The sequence below is a fragment of the Cupriavidus sp. GW822-FHT03E04 genome, from assembly GCF_058801495.1.
On sequence record NZ_JBXANI010000015.1, the window covers coordinates 22,276 to 38,626 of the forward strand.

Below are 16,351 nucleotides of genomic sequence, written 5' to 3' on the forward strand. Positions count from 1 at the left end.
TTTCCTTGGTAGTGGCTGGCAGCCAGGGCGCCGGCCCGATGTCTGGGGACGCAAGTCCGCGCCGCGCGGTACAAGCCCGGGCGCGGCGTCTTTCGTCAGCAGAGACTATACGTCGATCCGGCTGGCCATGGACGCCCGAAGCGGCGGATTTGGCCCTGGGCGCCCCCTGTTTGGCCAAAAACGGGGGTTGGCCGGCCGGGTTGGTTGACCGGGGCGGCGGCTACGGCTTAAATGCCGGTTCCACCCACGCGCCGCCGCCCACGCTCAATGTCCTTGCCGTATTGCCTGTCCGCCTCGCCCACCACCCGCAAGGAGCGGACATGAGTCACGACGCCGAGCGCACCTCCCGCGCCTCGCCAGTGCAACGCGCCCTCTGGATCCTGCGTGCCCTGTCCGACCCGCAAGTGCGTCGCCTGTCCGACGTGGCGCGCGCCACCGGGCTGGACCCGGCCACCGCGTCGCGCCTGCTGGAGTTGCTGGTGGCCGAAGGCTTTGTCACTCGCGATGCCAGCCGGCGCTTTGGCATTGGCCCGGAGATATTCCAGCTGGCTGACGTGGCCCAGCGCCGGGTCGACCTGCGCGCGCTGGCGCGGCCGAGCCTGGAGCGGCTGGTGGAGGAGTTCGAGGATACCGCCGTGCTGACGCTGGCCAGCCGGGGCGAATCGGTGGTGGCGGATATCGAGCTGGGCACATTCCCGATCCGCGCCAACTATGTCGAGATCGGCACACGCCGCCCGCTCGGGGTGGGCGCAGGCAGCCTGGCGGTGCTCGCCTGGATGCCGGAAGCCGAGCGCACCGCGCGGACCCGGCTTGGCAAGGCGCAGCGCGCGCGTTACCCGCGCCTCACTGCCGAGGTGATCGGCGAGCAGATCGAGGCCGCCCGTGCGCGCGGCTATGCCTTGTTCCTGGATTGGGTGGTCGACAAGATGGGCGGCATCGCCGTGCCGCTGCTTGACTACGAGGGCCGCCCGCTGGGCGCGTTGAGCGTGGCGGCACTGAGCGAGCGGATCTTGTCTCGCGAGGCGAAGATGGCGCGCCGGCTAAAGGAGGAGGCGCGGCGTATCACGGGCGCATGGGCGCGCCGGGCGCTGGGAGACTAGTGCAATAGTGCAATAGTGCAATAGTGCAATAGTGCAATAGTGCAATAGTGCGTCTGCGCGGCGCGTCTCTGCGCCGGCGTGCCTCAAGGCATGTCGAACTGTTCCGCCGGCTTGCCCTGGTCCAGTTCCGGCAAGCCTGCGGAATACATCACCGCCCAGTTATCGGGACCCAGCCCGCCATCGCGACAAGGCAGGCTGGCGATGCGCTTCTGGTCTTTCTCCACGACCAGCCCTTCCTTCTCCCAGCCCTTGCCGCTGCCAGCATAGACTACATAGTCGTAGCCGCCGTTGGAGAACCTGAAGTAATCGGTGCCGCCGCCTGAGTAAGCCGTGACACCCCAGCGGAAGTGCTTGCGCGGATCATCCGTGAGTTTCGGGTACGCCAGTTCGACGGCGCCCTTCTTGCCAAAGCGGTACTGCACATACCCCTTGGTTTTGGACAGGTCCGGCGAGGCGCAGAGTGATACAAGCTTGTTGCCCTTGACGGTGCAGGAGAACGCAACTTGTTCGTCCTTCGTGCACAGGGAGTCGCGCGCCGTTGCCGTCAGCGAGAACATCGAAAGCAGCAGGGCGCCGAAGACGCGATGTGAGTGGTACATGGATGGCTCCGGGAGGGGGGCTCAGGCGAGCAAGGCAGCCTGATCGAACGCGACGAATTCGCAGCCGTAGTGGTGTACCACATCATCGGCTGTATTCACCAGTTGGTAACGCACCACGCGCACGCTGACTTCGAGCCTGGCCAGCGAGCCAAAGCTGAGGATGCCTCTGGGGAGCACCGCCCCGACGGCCAGTGCAGTTGTCCCTGGCGTGCGCGAGCGCAATCCCACGCCGGAAGCCGATAAGTCGGCAATGTCCAGGACGAGTGCGGTGCCGTCAGGCAACGGGGCCTCGAACGTGTAGTTGTAGTCCAGCGTCTCTGCCCGGTAGTCGCGCCGCCGCTGCACCTGGGACAGCATCTCCGGGAGCGGCACGGCGAATGCGGTAGCACCGGCGAACACGCAGCGCTTCGCGGCGCCCAGGGCAAGCGTGACCGAGACATCGTCGAGCACGGTCGAAAGCTCGCTCTGTGCGCTGGCCAATACCGCCTGGTTGTCAGATTCGTTCTCGCATCCCTCAAGCGTAAACTGGCGCGCTGCGACATCCACGAACAATACCCGCGAGCGCAAGGTGCGCCCATCCGGCAAGCGCAAGTCGAGGTAGCGCTCCTGCGTAGCCAGGACATCCAGCATGTCGTGGATCTCATCCGCAAGCGCGTGCTGGTATCCATCCGGTGACGGCGGGTCTATCGAAGCGGGATCAAGTCTATTCATGGGCTGGTGTGGCTGACAGGCAAAGGCGGCCGCAAGCATGGCTGCTAAACGTTGCCTAACGGCAGGAATCTGCCAATCTTTAGTCCGGGCGAGAGCGCGACGGATGCCTAAAGAACGTGCTCGCAATGCCGTTAGAGCCGTCGGCATGCAAACGAGTAAACGAATAAAAGAATGTTACAAAGCGGGAAAGTGCAGCCTCGAAGCTGGATGCGCGCAGCGTTGTCCGATCCAATATCCAATGTCTTGAATGAGTTAGTTGCGATGAATCGTAGCGCGCGCGCGGCAATGCTCCTGGGCCACCCGGCACCATCACCATGGCTTCGGCAGCCATAGGCACGTCCTTGCCGTTTCCATCGGCGGCAAACGGCGATGTCGAGCGGATCAGCGATCCGGACCAGGTACTTGAGATCCTGCAGGATCTGGTTCGCAAGCGCATCCGGCTCCATCTCCATCCTGCGCAGCAGTGCCGGGTGGCTTCGAGCTTTCTGTTTATCGATCCATCCAAAGACACCTGCGTGCTCGCGTGGTGCCGCAATGGCGTGGAGCTGGAGGCAATCCTGAACGCCAGCGATATGGCGGCTTCGGCGTCGATGGGCGACATCACGTTCCAGTTTCGCATCGCTTCTGCCGCCGTCACCCGTTTCGACGGCGGACCGGCGTTTCTCGTCCCTTACCCAACCGGGATCTATCAAGTCCCGCGCCGCAGGCATTTCCGCGTCCGCCCGCACGAGGAAAAACAGTGCCGCTGCCAGGTCCTGTTAAGCGACGGCCAGCTCGTGGAGATGGAAGTCGCCGACGTGTCGGTGTCCGGCGTGGGCTTGCGCTCCCGCAGTGTCGGCCCGCAGCGCTTGCCGGTCGGGACCTGGATCGCTGAATGCCATCTGGACCTTGGCGAGCTGGGCGGGCTGAACCTGGCATTACAGGTGGTGCGGCATCGAAAGGCCTGGCGCGGCGATGAGGCGCACCATCATTTTGGCTGCCACTTTGGCCACATGGATGTTCAGGCCGCAAAGTGGCTGCAGCGCATTGTGTTTGCGCTGGAGCTGGCCGGGCGCGAGTAAGCTGGTAAGCCGGCCGCTCAGCATCGCTGCGGCAATGGTCGGACATCAAGCTCATCGCTTGGCGGCATTGCGCACAAAGCGCTGCTCCGTCACGGCAGCCCCCCATTGCTCGCCTGGCGCCTCCTGCGCAAGTTGAAACCCGTGGGACTCATAGAGATGGCGCGCCGCGTCGAGGCCCTTGAACGTCCACAGGTAGGTTTGCCTGTAGCGTGCATCCGCGAAATCCAGCGCGCGTTCCAGCAACTGGCGTCCGACGCCGGTGCCGCGCAAGGCGTTGTCGACGATAAACCAGCGCAGGTGGGCAATCCCGTCCGGTTCGCCATCGATGGCGATGCTGGCCAGCGACCGGCCGCCTTCCAGGCACAGCCACAGTTGCCTGTCCGGCGATGGCAGGCTGGTCGCGAAACCAGCCAGCTCGGTGGCCACCTTGTTTTCGAAGAAGCTGCCGAAGCCCACCAGTTGCGAATAGAAGCGGGCATGCAGGCTGGCGATGTCGCCGATGCAGCCCGGCCGGTAGCCTTCCTGGATCCCGCTGCCCGCGCCGGCATCGTCCCCGGTGGTCTTTTGCGCGTTGTCCGCGGCAAGCGCATCCGCATAGATCGACAGGGACCGGACCAGCGCTTGCTGGTCGGCCGGGGTCAGCCGCCGCAATGCGCTGGAGACCTGTTCCGTGGCAAAGCCATCGATCTGGTGGTGCAAGTGCCTGCCGGCGTCGGTCAGGTTCAGATGGGACGAGCGAGCATCATCGGTCGCGGCCGTGCGGACGACGAGACCCAACGATTCGAGCTTGGCGAGCTGCCGGCTTGTATTGGACTTGTCCAGCCGCAGGATACTGGCCAGATCCCGCGCCTGCAGCCCCGGCGCCAGCCCGATCTCGATGATGGCGTGCACCGCGGAGGGCGCAAGCTGGCTATCGGCCAGCGTGGTCCGCATGAAGCCGAGCTCGCGGACCAGCTTTCTGGAGAACACCCTGAGCGCGGCGATCGTGGCATCACGCGACTCGGGCAGGGGCTCGACGATATCCATGGTGGTTCCATTGGTTGCGTATCGCAACCATAATAGTTGCGGATCGCAAGTTTTTCAAGGAACCCAGCCGGAGAGGCCGGCCTACGCCGGTCCGCGCAACAACGGGGCCAAGGCCTGCGGCACCTCCACCTCGAATCGCAGCACCGCGCTGCCTAGCGCCTTGCCGTAGTTGTCCAGCGCCAGGCTGCGCGACACGCCGCCTCCCAGTGCGCCATGCGCGACGAAGTTGAGCACTTGCAAGCCATCGGCTTCGAAGCGCTCGACCTTGCCGGCGACCACGCCGCCATACAGGCTCTTGAAGGCTTGGGCGGTGAGTTGCGCCTTGAGATACGGGTAGAACGCGGCGTCGTAGGCGATCACCGAGGTGTTCGAGATATCGCCCTTGTCGCCGGACCGCGTATGTGCCACGCGCCTTAGCAGAACTTTCATGGGATGTGCCTCGCAGCGGATCAAAGGAAATGGATCAAAGGAAATGGATCTCGGAACTGACCTGCGCGCGCGGCACCAAGGCCGACCACACGCCGATGATCTCGCGCGTGCGCTCCTGGTGCGGCACGCGCTTGCCGGTGGAGGCCAGGCCGCACACGGCCATGCTGTCGATCTCGCGGCCGACCTTGGCGGCTTGCGCGCGGGTGAGGGTGCGCGCGGCCACGCGCACGGCGATCTCGTTGGGCTCACAGGCCGGCGCCGGGGAGGCCTCGCCGTGGATGGCGTTGACGCCGAGGAAGTCGATGCGCAGCGCTTGCGCGTCCAGCCCGGCCAGCTGGAACCGGTGCGCCAGGATGGTCTTGGCCAGCTGCGCTTTTTCCAGGCAGCCGGGGCCGGCGTAGAAGAACATGTCCTCGCCGATAAAGCCCTCCGTGCAACCAAGCGAGACCTTGAGCGTGGGCGTGCGCGGCGATCCGCTGATGCCGCTCACGCGCACCTGGTCGGGCGCAACCTGCTCCAGCTGCGCCGTGGTGAAGTCCACCACCACGTCCGGCGTGATGTAGCGGCGCGGGTCGTGCACCTCGTAGAACATCTGCTCCTTGACGGTCTGCAGGTCGATGCGGCCGCCGGTGCCTGCCACCTTGGAAATCACGGCCGTGCCGCTCGCGTCCACCTCGGCAATCGGGAAGGCGAGGTTCCACGGCTCGGGCACGTCCTTGTAGCCCGGGTCGCCAAAATAGCCGCCGGTCACCTGTGCGCCGCATTCCAGCAAATGGCCGATGGCGCTGCCGCGCGCGAGCAGCTCGGTATCTTCAGGCTGCCATCCGAACGCATGCATCATCGGCGCGAGAAACAGGGAGGGATCGGCCACGCGGCCCGTCACCACGATTTGCGCGCCGGCTTGCAGCGCGCGCACGATCGGCTCCGCACCCTCATATGGCTCGGCCGAGATCAGCGAGCCGCGCAGGGTGGCGATGGGCGCGCCGGTCTCCAGGATCTCCAGTTGCTGGTCGCAGATGGTGCCGGTCAGGTCGGTGGTGGTGATCGCCGCGATCTTCACGCCGGGCAGGCCGAGCTCTGCGCACAGCTGCGCGATGCGCCGCGCCGCGCCCAGCGGATTGATCCAGCCCTGGTTGCTCACGATGCGCGTGCCGTTGGCGATGCAGTGCGGCAGCACGGCGCGCATGCGCTCGTCGAGGTAGGTGTCGTAGCCTTCGAAGGCGGGGTCGCGGCGTTTTCGCACCTGCGCGGCGCAGACGGTGGCCTCGGCCATGGTTTCGAAGCAGAGGAAATCGAGCTTGCCGTGCTGCGCGCTCAGGGCCGCGGGTTCGACGCGGTCGCCCCACCAGCCGGAGCCTGAGCCAATGCGCAGGGTCTTGGTTGCCATGACGGGATCCTTGGTTTGTCGTTTTGCGTGGAATCTTGGGCTTACTGGGCCTGGATGCCTGCGCTCTTGATCACGCGCGCCCATTTCTCGGTATCGGCGCGGATCACCGCGGCAAAGGCGGCAGGCGAGTCGCCGCCGGGCACCGCGCCAAGCTGCTCGATGCGCTGCTTGACCTCGGGCGTGGCCAGCACCTTGGCCACCGCTTGCTGCAGGCGCGCCACCAGCGCGGGTGGCGTGCCGGCCGGGGCCAGCAGGCCGAACCACGAGTTCACCACGTAGCCGGGCAGGCCGGATTCCGCCACGGTGGGCACATCCGGCAGGATGGGAGAACGCTGAGGGCTGGTCACCGCCAGCGCGCGCACCTTGCCGGCCTGGATTTGCGCCAGCGCCGAGGGCAGGTTGTCGAACATGAGGTTGACCTGGCCCGCCAGCAGGTCGGTCATGGCGGGCGCCGCGCCCTTGTACGGCACGTGTTGCATCTTCACGCCGGCCATGCTGTCGAGCAATTCGCCGGACAGGTGCGGCGAGCCGCCGGTACTGGTGGAGGCGTAGTTGAGGCCGCCGGGCCGCTGCCTGGCCAGCGCGATGAGTTCGGCCACGGATTTGACCGGCAGCGTGGCATTGGTCAGCAGCACATTGGGCGAGTTGGCGACCAGCGTCACCGGCGCGAAGTCCTTGGCCGAGTCGTAAGGCATGCGCGCATAGATGAACTGGTTGGTGACCTGGGTGCCGAGCGTGCCCATCAGCAGCGTGTAGCCGTCCGGGGCGGCCTTGGCCACGGCCTCGGCGCCGATGTTGCCGCCGGCGCCGGGCCGGTTGTCCACCACCACGGTTTGTCCCAGCGCCTCGCCCAGTTTCTGCGCCACCAGGCGCGCGAGGATGTCGGTGGTGCCACCGGGGGTGAAAGGCACCACCAGCCGCAGCGGCTTGGCGGGGTAGTTGTCCGCTGCGCGCGCCGGCAGCGCAAGCTGGGCGCACAGGGCGGCACAGGCCATGGCCGCCAGGCGCAGGGTGGCACGTCGGTGCATCGTTGTCTCCTCGCAGGCGCTGCCGTGACGGCAGTGCCCGGTGGTTTTGCCGTGTGCGCGGGTGCGCCACAGCATTTCGTTTAATGAAATTTCTTTTTGGTGATCTTATGCATTAGCCGGTTTGCAGGTCAAACAAAGGCTATAGATTTTCATTGAATGAAAATTCGATGCTTTGCCAAGGGGCCCTGTGGCCCTGGTCCCGGTGGTACTGTGCGAGCTGCCGATGAAGCGGGCCGTGCTGGGCGCGCTGACGGCGGGCGCCTCGCGCGTAGATCGCGCCATGCCGCCAGGGCAAGCTGCCGGTGGACCGTATGCTGACCGGCACGCTCGGGCTCGAAGGCATCAATGATGGCTTCGGCCGGCTACGCACCGGGCAGGCGATCCGGGAGATGGTGACGATGGGGGATTGGTGCGGTGCTTGGGGGTAACCGCGCTCAGTACCCTTGATACCCCTGGTACCCCTGGTATTGCGGCTGCGGCGCCTGCTGATAGTAATAGGGCGCCGGCTGCGGCGCGCATGGCACGTACGCGCGATCGTAATCCCGATAGCAGTATCCCGGCGGGGGGCCATATGCCGGCTGGGGCGGCGCGGCTACCACGACCGGCTGGCTGGCCACGGCGGTACCGACGACTGCCAGCCCGACCAAGGCGCCGATGGCCAGTGCTACTGCGCCGGCGGAACCGCCACCGCCGTGGTAGCCGCCATCGTGGTAGCGGTCGCGTGCAGAGGCAGGTCCTGCGGCCAGCAGCGCGGCGGCGATGAGGCCCGCGCCGATGGCGCGGGTGGCACGATGGGTGTTGCGCATGACTGACTCCTTGAGACGGCCAGCGGGGGCGGCTGACCATGACGTCATCTTAAGGGGCAGGCGTCTGCGGAATAGATTGGCGCGGTTAGCAGATGTAACGCCAATACCACCGTGATCACGCCGATCAGGGGGCGGGACGCGGCGGCGGCGGGGGCGATTGCGGGGCCGGAGGCGGCGGCGCGGCGTCTGCGCCCGGGGCGGCCGGCGGCGGCGCCTTCTTGTGATGGTGCTTGTGCTTATGCTTCTTGTGGCGCGCAGGCTGGGCCGGCATGGGCGTTGCCGTGGCCCGCTCGCCCTGTGGCTGCTGCGGCTGGGGCGGTGCAAGCTGGGCGTGGGCGATGCCGCCCAGGGCAAGGGCGGCTGCCAGCGCGACTGCCTTGAGGCTTGGAATTCCGGGTTTCATCAGTACTCCTCAAAAAATAATCCGTCACAACAGTCACAATTATCCGCACTGTGACGGTGGATGCGGTGTAGGACAAAGCCTGATTCGCGTATCGTGTTTGTAGCTCCCTGCATCAACTAGCGCTACTTAAGCGCCGCTGCCATCACGCGGCACCGGCGTCATCCCGACGCGGGCCGCCGCCGGCGCGTTCCCGGCCTGGCCTTCATGCTGCCGGCCAAGCCACCATCCCAGCCACGCCCATCCCAGCGCCAGCGCGGCGCCGGTGAACGCCACCACGGCCGGGTGGCCGGAAAGCGCATCGATGGCGGTCTTGAACCAGGCACTCACGGCATCGCCGGCGCGATAGACGGCGGTGTCGATCACATTCTTCGCCTTGTACTTGGTCTCGGCATCCACCACGGTAAACAGCATCTCCCGCCCCGGGCGCAGCAAGGCGTATTCCCCCACGCGGCGCAGGATCATCACCCCGGCCAGCACGCCGAAGGTGGGCCACAGCGCCAGCACCAGGAAGCCAGCCGCCACCGCCAGCGGCACCGCCGTGAGCAGGGAGGTCACGCCATAGCGCCTGGCGATGCGCCCCGACAGGAGCACCTGCACCAGGATGGTCAGCGCCTGCACGATGGCATCGATGGCGCTGAACACCTGCGTCTGCTGCGTGCGGCTGGGAAAGGTCTGCGCCATCAGCCTGGCCTGCTCGAAGTAGAGGAAAGTACTGGCCGTGGCCAGCAGGATCACGAACAGACTGATGCCAAGCAGGTAACGGGACCGCGCCACCAGCGTCAGCCCTGCCCAGAGCCCGCCTCCGATGGGTCGGGCCGGGTCTTGCGCCGGCACCGGATCGTCCGTCACCGGCACGCCCGCGCCGGCGCGCTTGCGCCAGCCGAACAGGTAGCCCACGCCGGGCAGCGTGGCCGCGAGCAGCGCGGCCGACAGCACCATCAGCCCGGTCAGGCCGATGCGCGTCACCAGCCAGCCGCCCAGCAGCGGGCCAGCCAGGCCGCCCGCGCTGGCGCCGGCGGCCAGCAGGCCGAACAGCCGGCGCGCCTGGCCGGGGCGGAACACGTCCGCCATCAGGCTCCACGCCACCGACACCACGAACAGGTTGAACACCGATAGCCAGACGTAAAACACGCGCGCCAGCCAGATGTTGTCCGGCGCGCCACGCGTGGCCACGGCAAAACCCAGCAGGTTGGCAATAAAGAACGCATAGACCCAGGGCACGAAACGCCGGCGGGGCAGCCGCGCGCTGCACAAGCCATAGAAGGGAATGGCCACCAGCATGACCACGAAGGTGGCGGTGAACAGCCATTGCAGGTTTTGCACGCCGCCGGCAATGCCCATGGTCTCTCGCACCGGGCGCAGCATGAAGTAGCTGGCGAACAGGCAGAAGAAGAACAGAAAGCCAGCCGCGACGGCGTTGCCTTCACCGGGCTGGATGCCAAGCCCGTGCCGGGTGGCCTGCCTGGGGTCCGCGGAGTTTATGGGGTCTGCCATGATGGGTTCAGGCGGCCAGCAGCGCGGCAATGCGCTCGCGCTGGCGCGCATCGGGCATGCGGCCAAGGCCCGCGCCAAGGTTGTCCTGCATGTTGCGGGGCTTGGAGGTGGCTGGGATCGCTGCCGTCACCGCGGGGTGGCTGACAATGAATTTCAGGAAGATCTGGCCCCAGGACGCGCAGTCGATCTCGCCGGCCCAGGGCGGCAGCGGCCGGTCCTTGACTGCGCGGAACAGGCGCCCGTCCTGGAACGGGCGATTGACCAGCACGGCCACGCCGCGCTCCTGGCACAGCGGCAGCAGCGCGCGTTCGGCATTGCGCTCGGCCAGGGAATAGTTCAGCTGCACAAAATCCAGGCGTTCGCTGCGCACGATCTGCGCCAGCGCCTCATGCGCGTCCTCGCGGTAGTGGGTGATGCCGACATAGCGCGTCTTGCCCTGATCCTTCAGTTGGCGCGCAAAGCGCAGGTTGTCGCGCCAGTCGATCAGGTTGTGGACCTGTAGCAGATCCACGGTATCGCTATGCAGGTCGCGCAGCGACTGTGTCCATTGCGCCTGCGCCGCGCCGCCGGCCGGGCTGGATATCTTGGTGGCCAGGAAGACTTTGCTGCGGGCATTGGCGTCGCGCAGCAGCTCGCCGGTGACGCCTTGCGCGCTGCCATAGCTGGGCGCGGTGTCGATCACCGGGCCGGACGTTTGCAGCAGCAAGGCCAGGACCTCGGCCAGCGGGGCGCGTTCGGCGCGTTCGGTTCCCACGTTGAAGGTATTGGCCGTGCCCATGCCGATCACCGGCAGGGTTTCGTGGCCGCCGGGCAGTGCCCGGCGCAATGGCCCGGCAGCGGGCGGCGCCGCGAGCGTGCTGGCGGGCCAGGCGCCGCAGGACAGGCTAAGTGCGGCGGCAAGGCGCGCGCCGTGGCCAAGAAAACTGCGTCTATCGGATGACATGACGATCTCCTTGCTGGTGGGCCCGGAACCTGGCGGCCGGGGCTGCGGCATTTAGTCACTGCGCGCCGCGCAGCGGCCCGGCTAGCTTAAGCTGTTGCCTCGATCCGGATCATATTCTCACAGATAGGAAACCTGCCGCCATGGTCGCTCTGCTGGTCGCCTGCACCTACTTCTTGCTTGCCGGTGTGCATGTCTACTGGGCGCTGGGCGGGCGCCTGGCAAAGGATGCCGCTGTTCCCCGTGTGCCGCGCAAGGTAGCCGCCGGCGACATTGCGCCACCGGCAACGGCGAGCGCGATGGTGCCCGCCTTCACGCCCTCGCGCACGGGCACGCTGCTGGTTGCCGTCGGCCTGGCGGTGGTGGCCCTGATGGTGGGCGCGCGCGCCGGGCTGGCCACGGCGCCTTGCACCGGGCCGGTCCTGCAATGGGCCATCGGCCTGGTCGCGCTGGCCATGCTGGCCAGGGCAGTGGGCGATTTTCGGCTGGTTGGCTTCTTCAAGCGCATCACCGGCTCTTCGTTTGCCTGGCTGGATACGCGGGTCTATTCTCCCCTGTGCCTGACGCTGTCCGCTGGCCTGGCGTACGTGGCGATCCTCCCGCCCTGAGCGTCGCCGCATTCCTGGCAGCCGCCTGCGCCGTATCGCAAGAACCCCCGATTGCAAAATGAAGTGGCGCGTCTGACAATGCCCAGCACCAGAGGCCGGGCGCTGCCGCCACGGCCCATCCGGCGGGCCACGCAGGCAACGAAAAACGGGGGACGGGAGACCACGATGCGCACCCAGGTCGCGATCATCGGCGCCGGGCCGGCAGGCCTGCTGCTGGGCCATCTGCTGCGCCGCGCCGGTGTCGATGCCGTGGTCATCGAGGACCGCAGCCGCCAGCATGTGGAAGGACGCATCCGGGCGGGCGTGCTGGAGCAGGGGACCGTCGACCTGCTGGTGGCATCCGGCGTGGGCGAGCGCCTGCAGCGCCAGGGCCTGCGCCACCATGGCATCGACCTGTTGTTCGACGGGGTCCGGCACCACATCGACCTGTCCGGGCCAACCGGCGGCCGCGCCATTACCGTGTATGGCCAGCACGAAGTGGTCAAGGACCTGATCGCCGCGCGCTTGGCGGATGGCGCGCCCATCTTGTTCGAGGCCAGCGGCGTGGCCCTGCATGGCGTTGACAGCAGCAAGCCCAGCGTCACGTTCACCCACGGCGGCAAGCGCCACACGCTGCATTGCGATTTCATCGCCGGCTGCGATGGCTTTCATGGGGTCTCGCGCGAGGCAATTCCGCCGGCTGCGCTGCAGGTGTTCGAGCGGCGCTATCCGTTTGCGTGGCTGGGCATCCTGGCCGAGGCCGCGCCCGCCGCGCAGGAACTGATCTACGCCAGCCATGCGCGCGGCTTCGCGCTGTTTTCGATGCGCTCGCCGCAGATCACGCGGCTCTACCTGCAATGCCGGCCCGACGAGGATCTCGCCCAGTGGCCCGACGCGCGGATCTGGCAGGAACTGCACGCCCGCCTGGAGACCGGCGACGGCTGGCGGCTCAACGAGGGCCCCGTGCTGCAGAAGGGCGTAACGCCCATGCGCAGCCACGTGGTGGAGCCCATGCAATACGGCCGGCTGTTCCTGGCCGGCGATGCCGCTCATATCGTGCCGCCCACCGGCGCCAAGGGCATGAACCTGGCCGTGGCCGACGTGCGCACGCTGGCGCGCGCGTTGGCCGCGCACTATGGCGAGCGCCGCGACGACCTGCTGGCGGCATACTCCGCCACGTGCCTGCGGCGGGTCTGGCGTGCCGAGCATTTTTCCTGGTGGATGACCGCGTTGCTGCATCGCTTTGCCGACCAGACCCCCTTCATGGCGCGGCTGCAGCAAGCCGAGCTGGAATACGTTGCCGCTTCGCCCGCCGCCGCCGCGGCTCTCGCGGAAAACTATGTCGGGCTGCCATTCACCACCTTCGAGGGCGATTGAGTGCCCGTCCCGATCGCCATACAGGAGATGTCATGACAAAGCTTGGTTGCGCGCCACCGTGGCCGGGGGAGGGCCGACGATGATCGCCAGTTTTCTCGGCGTGCTGTTCGACGGGCTGGCCTATGGCTGCCTGCTGTTCCTGATCAGCGTAGGGCTGTCGGTGACCATGGGCCTGATGAATTTCGTCAACCTGGCCCACGGCGCGTTCGCCATGTTCGGCGGCTACGTGGCGGTGGTCCTGATGACCCGGGCCGGCGTGCCCTTCCTGGCGACGCTGCCGCTAGCCTTCGTGGGGGCCGCGGTGGTGGGCTGGGTGCTGGAGCGCACCCTGTACCGGCGGCTGTACCGCGCCAGCCATCTCGACCAGGTGCTGTTCTCGATCGGGCTGACCTTCATGGCGATCGCGGGGGCCACCTACGTGTTCGGGCCGGGCCAGCAGCCGGTGGCGCTGCCCGACTTCCTGCTCGGCCAGGTGCACGTGGCGGGCCTGGACCTTGGCGCCTATCGCTTGTTCCTGATCGGCGTGGTGGTGGTCATCACCGCGGCGCTGGGCTGGCTGGTGGCGCGCACGCGCTTTGGCGCGCAGGTGCGCGCGGCGGTGGACAACCAGCAAGCGGCGCGCGGCCTGGGCATCAACGTGGAGCGGGTATTCAGCCTGACCTTCGCGCTTGGGTCCGGGCTGGCCGGGCTGGGCGGCGGGCTGGGCATCGACGTGCTGGGGCTCGATCCGTCGTTCCCGCTCAAGTACATGGTGTATTTCCTGCTGGTGGTGGCGGTGGGCGGCGCGGGCACCATCCGCGGCCCGCTGGTGGCGGCGCTGCTGCTTGGCGTGGCCGATGTGGCCGGCAAGTATTACGTGCCGGCGGTAGGCGCCTTTGTCATCTACGCGCTGATGGTGCTGCTGCTGGTGCTGTTCCCAGCCGGCCTTTACGGGAGGCGGGCATGAGCGCTGTTGACGAGCTGCCGAATCGCGCGATCGAGCGGCGTACCCATCTGCCCGACGGGCGCTGGCGCGTTGGCGAGATCGTGTTCTGGCTGGTGCCGGTGGCAGTGTTCTTCCTCTTGCCCGGCTACCTGATCCTTGGCAGCCAGGTGCTGATCACCGGGCTCTTCGCGCTGTCGTTGGATTTGCTGCTGGGCTACGCCGGGATCGTCTCGCTGGGACATGCGGCCTTCTTCGGCCTGGGCGCCTACACCGCCGGGCTGCTGGCCGCGCATGGCTGGGGCGAGCCGGTCTCGGGCCTGCTCGCGGCCGGCGCGGTGGCTGGCCTGGCGGGTTGGCTGGCGAGTTTCCTGGTGGTGCGCGGCGGCGACCTGACCCGGCTCATGGTCACGCTGGGCATCGGGCTGATGCTGTTCGAGGCGGCCAACAAGGCGGCCTTCCTGACCGGCGGCGTGGATGGCCTGTCGGGCGTCACCATGGCGCCGTTGCTCGGGCTGTTCGAGTTCGACCTGTTTGGCAAGACCGCCTACCTTTACAGCCTGGTGGTGACGTTCCTGTTGTTCGTGCTGGTGCGCAGGCTGGTGGCTTCGCCCTTCGGGCTGTCGCTGCGCGGCATGCGCGAAGGCGTGCGCCGCATGCCGGCGCTGGGTGTCGACGTGCCGCGCCGCCTGGGCGCGGTGTTCGCCGTGGCGGCGGCGCTGGCCGGCGTGGCCGGTGGGCTGCTGGCGCAGACGACGCAGTTCGTCGGCATGGACGTGCTTGGCTTCCCGCGTTCGGCGGAACTGCTGGTGATGCTGGTGCTGGGTGGCGCGGGCCGCCTGTACGGCGCACTGCTCGGGGCGGCCGTGTTCATGGTCGCGCAAGATGTGCTGGCGGGCATCAACCCGGTGTACTGGCAGTTCTGGATTGGCCTGCTGCTGGTGGTGATCGTGCTGTTTGCGCGTGGCGGGCTGATGGGCGCGCTGGATGCCTTGCGCCGTGCCATGCGCCGCAAGCCGGGAGGAGGGCGGCCATGACCAGGTTGCTGCGTACCGAGGGATTGTCCAGGTCCTGGGGCGGGTTTGCCGCCAACAGCGATATCTCCCTGCAGTTTCCGCCGGGCGCCCGCCATGCGCTGATCGGGCCTAACGGCGCGGGCAAGACCACCTTCATCAACCTGCTTACCGGGGCCTTGCCGGCCAGCAGCGGGAGGATCTGGCTGGGCGACGAAGATATCACGCAATTGCCCCAGCACGCACGGGTGCGGCGCGGCATGACCCGGACCTTCCAGATCAACACCTTGTTCCCCGGCCTGACGGTGCTCGAATCCGTGGTGCTGGCGGTGGCCGAGCGCAGCGGTGCCACCCGGATCTGGCATCGCACCGTGGCTTCGCAGCGGGCACTGGCCGACGAGGCCATGGCGGTGCTGGCCAGCCTGCGCCTGCACGCCGAGGCCGATACCGAGACGCGCAGCCTGCCATACGGCAAGCAGCGTCTGGTGGAAATCGCGCTGGCGCTGGCCACCCGGCCCGCCATCCTGCTGCTGGACGAACCCGCGGCGGGCATCCCGGCCGGGGAGAGCGCAGAGCTGTTCGGCGTGATCGCCGGCTTGCCGCGCGACATCACCATCCTGTTTATCGAGCACGACATGGACCTGGTATTTCGCTTTGCCGAGCGCATTACGGTGCTGGTGGGTGGCCGCGTGCTGACCGAGGGCACGCCGGCCGAGATCGGCGCCGATCCCCGCGTCAGGGAGGTATACCTCGGGGAGGCCGCCCATGACTGAACTGCTGCGGGTGCAGGGGCTGAGTGCGGGCTATGGCGACGCCGTCGTGCTCGACGGCATCGACCTGGCGATGGATGCCGGCGAGAGCCTGGCCTTGCTGGGCCGCAACGGGGTGGGCAAGAGCACGCTGCTGATGACGTTGATGGGCCTGACCCGGCAGCGGCGCGGCAGCCTGTCTTGGCGCGGGCGCGACCTGGCGCGGCTGGCGGCGCATCAGCGCGCCGCCGCCGGCCTGGGATGGGTGCCGCAGGAGCGCTGCATGTTCCCGTCCCTGACCGTGGAGGAACACCTGACGGCGGTGGCACGTCCGGGCCACTGGAATGTCGCTCGGGTCTACGAAGTCTTTCCCCGGCTGCAGGAACGGCGCGCAAACCTGGGCAACCAGTTGTCGGGGGGAGAGCAGCAGATGCTGGCAATTGGCCGGGCGCTCATGGTAAACCCGGCCCTGCTATTACTCGACGAGCCGATGGAGGGATTGGCGCCTATCATTGTTCAGGAATTGCAGCATGTGATCCGCCGCTTGATCGAGGAAGGCGGCATGGCTGTGATCGTGGTGGAGCAGCACGCTCGCCTGGCGCTTGGCATGACGCGGCGCGCGATGGTGCTCGATCGCGGCAAGGTAGTGTTTGAGTCGACCAGCGCGGAGCTGCTGGCGGACAAGGGCAATCTGGACAGGTTGCTGACGGTTGCCTGAG

The 16,351-nt window shown here is 67.4% G+C and carries 18 protein-coding genes and 1 pseudogene; 9 read left to right on the plus strand and 10 right to left on the minus strand.

From position 1 onward, the window contains the following. Nucleotides 1-320: 320 nt before the first annotated feature. Nucleotides 321-1,100 carry an IclR family transcriptional regulator gene (locus AC1RQC_RS22270; RefSeq protein ID WP_492807271.1) on the plus strand — a complete coding sequence of 260 codons (780 nt, stop codon included), beginning with the start codon at nucleotides 321-323 and terminating at the stop codon, nucleotides 1,098-1,100. Between the two features lie 83 nt (nucleotides 1,101-1,183). On the opposite strand, the gene AC1RQC_RS22275 is transcribed toward AC1RQC_RS22270, so the two are convergent. Together AC1RQC_RS22275 and AC1RQC_RS22280 are read right to left on the minus strand one after the other, a co-directional pair. Beyond that, nucleotides 1,184-1,699 (minus strand): hypothetical protein, encoded by a 516-nt coding sequence (locus AC1RQC_RS22275; RefSeq protein ID WP_492370873.1) that lies wholly within the window; start codon nucleotides 1,697-1,699, stop codon nucleotides 1,184-1,186. 21 nt (nucleotides 1,700-1,720) lie between these two features. After that, nucleotides 1,721-2,410, minus strand: a complete 690-nt coding sequence (locus tag AC1RQC_RS22280) for a flagellar brake protein (protein ID WP_492370872.1) — start codon at nucleotides 2,408-2,410, stop codon at nucleotides 1,721-1,723. 314 nt (nucleotides 2,411-2,724) lie between these two features. Here AC1RQC_RS22280 and AC1RQC_RS22285 point away from each other — a divergent pair, with 314 nt between their 5' ends. After that, a complete protein-coding gene (locus AC1RQC_RS22285) occupies nucleotides 2,725-3,471 on the plus strand; it encodes a flagellar brake protein (protein ID WP_492370871.1) in 747 nt (248 codons plus the stop codon). 51 nt (nucleotides 3,472-3,522) lie between these two features. On the opposite strand, the gene AC1RQC_RS22290 is transcribed toward AC1RQC_RS22285, so the two are convergent. The 8 genes from AC1RQC_RS22290 to AC1RQC_RS22325 form a co-directional block, all read right to left on the minus strand. Further along, nucleotides 3,523-4,497, minus strand: coding sequence for a bifunctional helix-turn-helix transcriptional regulator/GNAT family N-acetyltransferase (locus tag AC1RQC_RS22290; protein ID WP_492807274.1), 975 nt, complete (start codon nucleotides 4,495-4,497; stop codon nucleotides 3,523-3,525). Nucleotides 4,498-4,578: 81 nt separating this feature from the next. Further along, complete coding sequence (locus AC1RQC_RS22295; RefSeq protein ID WP_492370870.1) at nucleotides 4,579-4,926, minus strand: AtuA-related protein; 348 nt, start codon at nucleotides 4,924-4,926, stop codon at nucleotides 4,579-4,581. A gap of 34 nt (nucleotides 4,927-4,960) precedes the next feature. Further along, on the minus strand, nucleotides 4,961-6,313 hold the full coding sequence (locus tag AC1RQC_RS22300; protein WP_492370869.1) for an acyclic terpene utilization AtuA family protein: 1,353 nt from the start codon (nucleotides 6,311-6,313) through the stop codon (nucleotides 4,961-4,963). A 41-nt stretch (nucleotides 6,314-6,354) separates the two neighbouring features. Next, on the minus strand, nucleotides 6,355-7,341 hold the full coding sequence (locus tag AC1RQC_RS22305) for a Bug family tripartite tricarboxylate transporter substrate binding protein (RefSeq protein ID WP_492370868.1): 987 nt from the start codon (nucleotides 7,339-7,341) through the stop codon (nucleotides 6,355-6,357). Nucleotides 7,342-7,775: 434 nt separating this feature from the next. Continuing rightward, a complete protein-coding gene (locus AC1RQC_RS22310; RefSeq protein ID WP_492370867.1) occupies nucleotides 7,776-8,147 on the minus strand; it encodes a mechanosensitive ion channel protein MscS in 372 nt (123 codons plus the stop codon). Between the two features lie 124 nt (nucleotides 8,148-8,271). After that, nucleotides 8,272-8,550 carry a hypothetical protein gene (locus AC1RQC_RS22315; RefSeq protein WP_492370866.1) on the minus strand — a complete coding sequence of 93 codons (279 nt, stop codon included), beginning with the start codon at nucleotides 8,548-8,550 and terminating at the stop codon, nucleotides 8,272-8,274. A 126-nt stretch (nucleotides 8,551-8,676) separates the two neighbouring features. Further along, on the minus strand, nucleotides 8,677-10,044 hold the full coding sequence (locus AC1RQC_RS22320) for an NTP/NDP exchange transporter (RefSeq protein WP_492370865.1): 1,368 nt from the start codon (nucleotides 10,042-10,044) through the stop codon (nucleotides 8,677-8,679). Between the two features lie 7 nt (nucleotides 10,045-10,051). Continuing rightward, nucleotides 10,052-10,987, minus strand: coding sequence for an aldo/keto reductase (locus AC1RQC_RS22325; RefSeq protein WP_492807277.1), 936 nt, complete (start codon nucleotides 10,985-10,987; stop codon nucleotides 10,052-10,054). A gap of 140 nt (nucleotides 10,988-11,127) precedes the next feature. On the opposite strand from AC1RQC_RS22325, the gene AC1RQC_RS22330 reads away from it, so the two are divergent. The 7 genes and pseudogenes from AC1RQC_RS22330 (at nucleotide 11,128) to AC1RQC_RS22360 (ending at nucleotide 16,350) form a co-directional block, all read left to right on the plus strand. Continuing rightward, nucleotides 11,128-11,592 (plus strand): DUF3995 domain-containing protein, encoded by a 465-nt coding sequence (locus tag AC1RQC_RS22330; protein WP_492370863.1) that lies wholly within the window; start codon nucleotides 11,128-11,130, stop codon nucleotides 11,590-11,592. Between the two features lie 165 nt (nucleotides 11,593-11,757). Beyond that, nucleotides 11,758-12,948 (plus strand): 4-hydroxybenzoate 3-monooxygenase, encoded by a 1,191-nt coding sequence (gene pobA / locus AC1RQC_RS22335; RefSeq protein ID WP_492370862.1) that lies wholly within the window; start codon nucleotides 11,758-11,760, stop codon nucleotides 12,946-12,948. A gap of 79 nt (nucleotides 12,949-13,027) precedes the next feature. Next, complete coding sequence (locus AC1RQC_RS22340; protein WP_492370861.1) at nucleotides 13,028-13,894, plus strand: branched-chain amino acid ABC transporter permease; 867 nt, start codon at nucleotides 13,028-13,030, stop codon at nucleotides 13,892-13,894. Then, nucleotides 13,891-14,907: a branched-chain amino acid ABC transporter permease gene (locus tag AC1RQC_RS22345; RefSeq protein WP_492370860.1), complete on the plus strand. Its 1,017-nt coding sequence runs from the start codon at nucleotides 13,891-13,893 to the stop codon at nucleotides 14,905-14,907. The genes AC1RQC_RS22340 and AC1RQC_RS22345 overlap by 4 nt, the downstream gene beginning before the upstream one ends. Further along, nucleotides 14,904-15,416 (plus strand): annotated as a pseudogene (locus AC1RQC_RS22350) (ABC transporter ATP-binding protein); the annotation flags it as partial. The gene AC1RQC_RS22345 and the pseudogene AC1RQC_RS22350, both read left to right, overlap by 4 nt. Nucleotides 15,417-15,572: 156 nt before the next feature. Beyond that, nucleotides 15,573-15,656 (plus strand): ABC transporter ATP-binding protein C-terminal domain-containing protein, encoded by an 84-nt coding sequence (locus AC1RQC_RS22355; RefSeq protein ID WP_416053253.1) that lies wholly within the window; start codon nucleotides 15,573-15,575, stop codon nucleotides 15,654-15,656. Then, the gene (locus tag AC1RQC_RS22360; protein ID WP_492807279.1) at nucleotides 15,649-16,350 is read left to right on the plus strand and encodes an ABC transporter ATP-binding protein; all 702 of its coding nucleotides are present in this window, start codon (nucleotides 15,649-15,651) and stop codon (nucleotides 16,348-16,350) included. The genes AC1RQC_RS22355 and AC1RQC_RS22360 overlap by 8 nt, the downstream gene beginning before the upstream one ends. The last annotated feature ends 1 nt before the right edge of the window (nucleotide 16,351 follow it).

Bases quoted from the DNA above. Each gene is read 5' to 3' on its own strand.
- AC1RQC_RS22275 (WP_492370873.1), bottom strand. From the start codon at position 1,699: ATGTACCACTCACATCGCGTCTTCGGCGCCCTGCTGCTTTCGATGTTC.
- AC1RQC_RS22300 (WP_492370869.1), bottom strand. From the start codon at position 6,313: ATGGCAACCAAGACCCTGCGCATTGGCTCAGGCTCCGGCTGGTGGGGC.
- AC1RQC_RS22360 (WP_492807279.1), top strand. From the start codon at position 15,649: ATGACTGAACTGCTGCGGGTGCAGGGGCTGAGTGCGGGCTATGGCGAC.
- AC1RQC_RS22315 (WP_492370866.1), bottom strand. From the start codon at position 8,550: ATGAAACCCGGAATTCCAAGCCTCAAGGCAGTCGCGCTGGCAGCCGCC.
- AC1RQC_RS22270 (WP_492807271.1), top strand. From the start codon at position 321: ATGAGTCACGACGCCGAGCGCACCTCCCGCGCCTCGCCAGTGCAACGC.
- AC1RQC_RS22295 (WP_492370870.1), bottom strand. From the start codon at position 4,926: ATGAAAGTTCTGCTAAGGCGCGTGGCACATACGCGGTCCGGCGACAAG.
- AC1RQC_RS22325 (WP_492807277.1), bottom strand. From the start codon at position 10,987: ATGTCATCCGATAGACGCAGTTTTCTTGGCCACGGCGCGCGCCTTGCC.
- AC1RQC_RS22330 (WP_492370863.1), top strand. From the start codon at position 11,128: ATGGTCGCTCTGCTGGTCGCCTGCACCTACTTCTTGCTTGCCGGTGTG.
- AC1RQC_RS22320 (WP_492370865.1), bottom strand. From the start codon at position 10,044: ATGGCAGACCCCATAAACTCCGCGGACCCCAGGCAGGCCACCCGGCAC.
- pobA (WP_492370862.1), top strand. From the start codon at position 11,758: ATGCGCACCCAGGTCGCGATCATCGGCGCCGGGCCGGCAGGCCTGCTG.
- AC1RQC_RS22345 (WP_492370860.1), top strand. From the start codon at position 13,891: ATGAGCGCTGTTGACGAGCTGCCGAATCGCGCGATCGAGCGGCGTACC.
- AC1RQC_RS22305 (WP_492370868.1), bottom strand. From the start codon at position 7,341: ATGCACCGACGTGCCACCCTGCGCCTGGCGGCCATGGCCTGTGCCGCC.
- AC1RQC_RS22285 (WP_492370871.1), top strand. From the start codon at position 2,725: ATGGCTTCGGCAGCCATAGGCACGTCCTTGCCGTTTCCATCGGCGGCA.
- AC1RQC_RS22340 (WP_492370861.1), top strand. From the start codon at position 13,028: ATGATCGCCAGTTTTCTCGGCGTGCTGTTCGACGGGCTGGCCTATGGC.
- AC1RQC_RS22280 (WP_492370872.1), bottom strand. From the start codon at position 2,410: ATGAATAGACTTGATCCCGCTTCGATAGACCCGCCGTCACCGGATGGA.
- AC1RQC_RS22290 (WP_492807274.1), bottom strand. From the start codon at position 4,497: ATGGATATCGTCGAGCCCCTGCCCGAGTCGCGTGATGCCACGATCGCC.
- AC1RQC_RS22310 (WP_492370867.1), bottom strand. From the start codon at position 8,147: ATGCGCAACACCCATCGTGCCACCCGCGCCATCGGCGCGGGCCTCATC.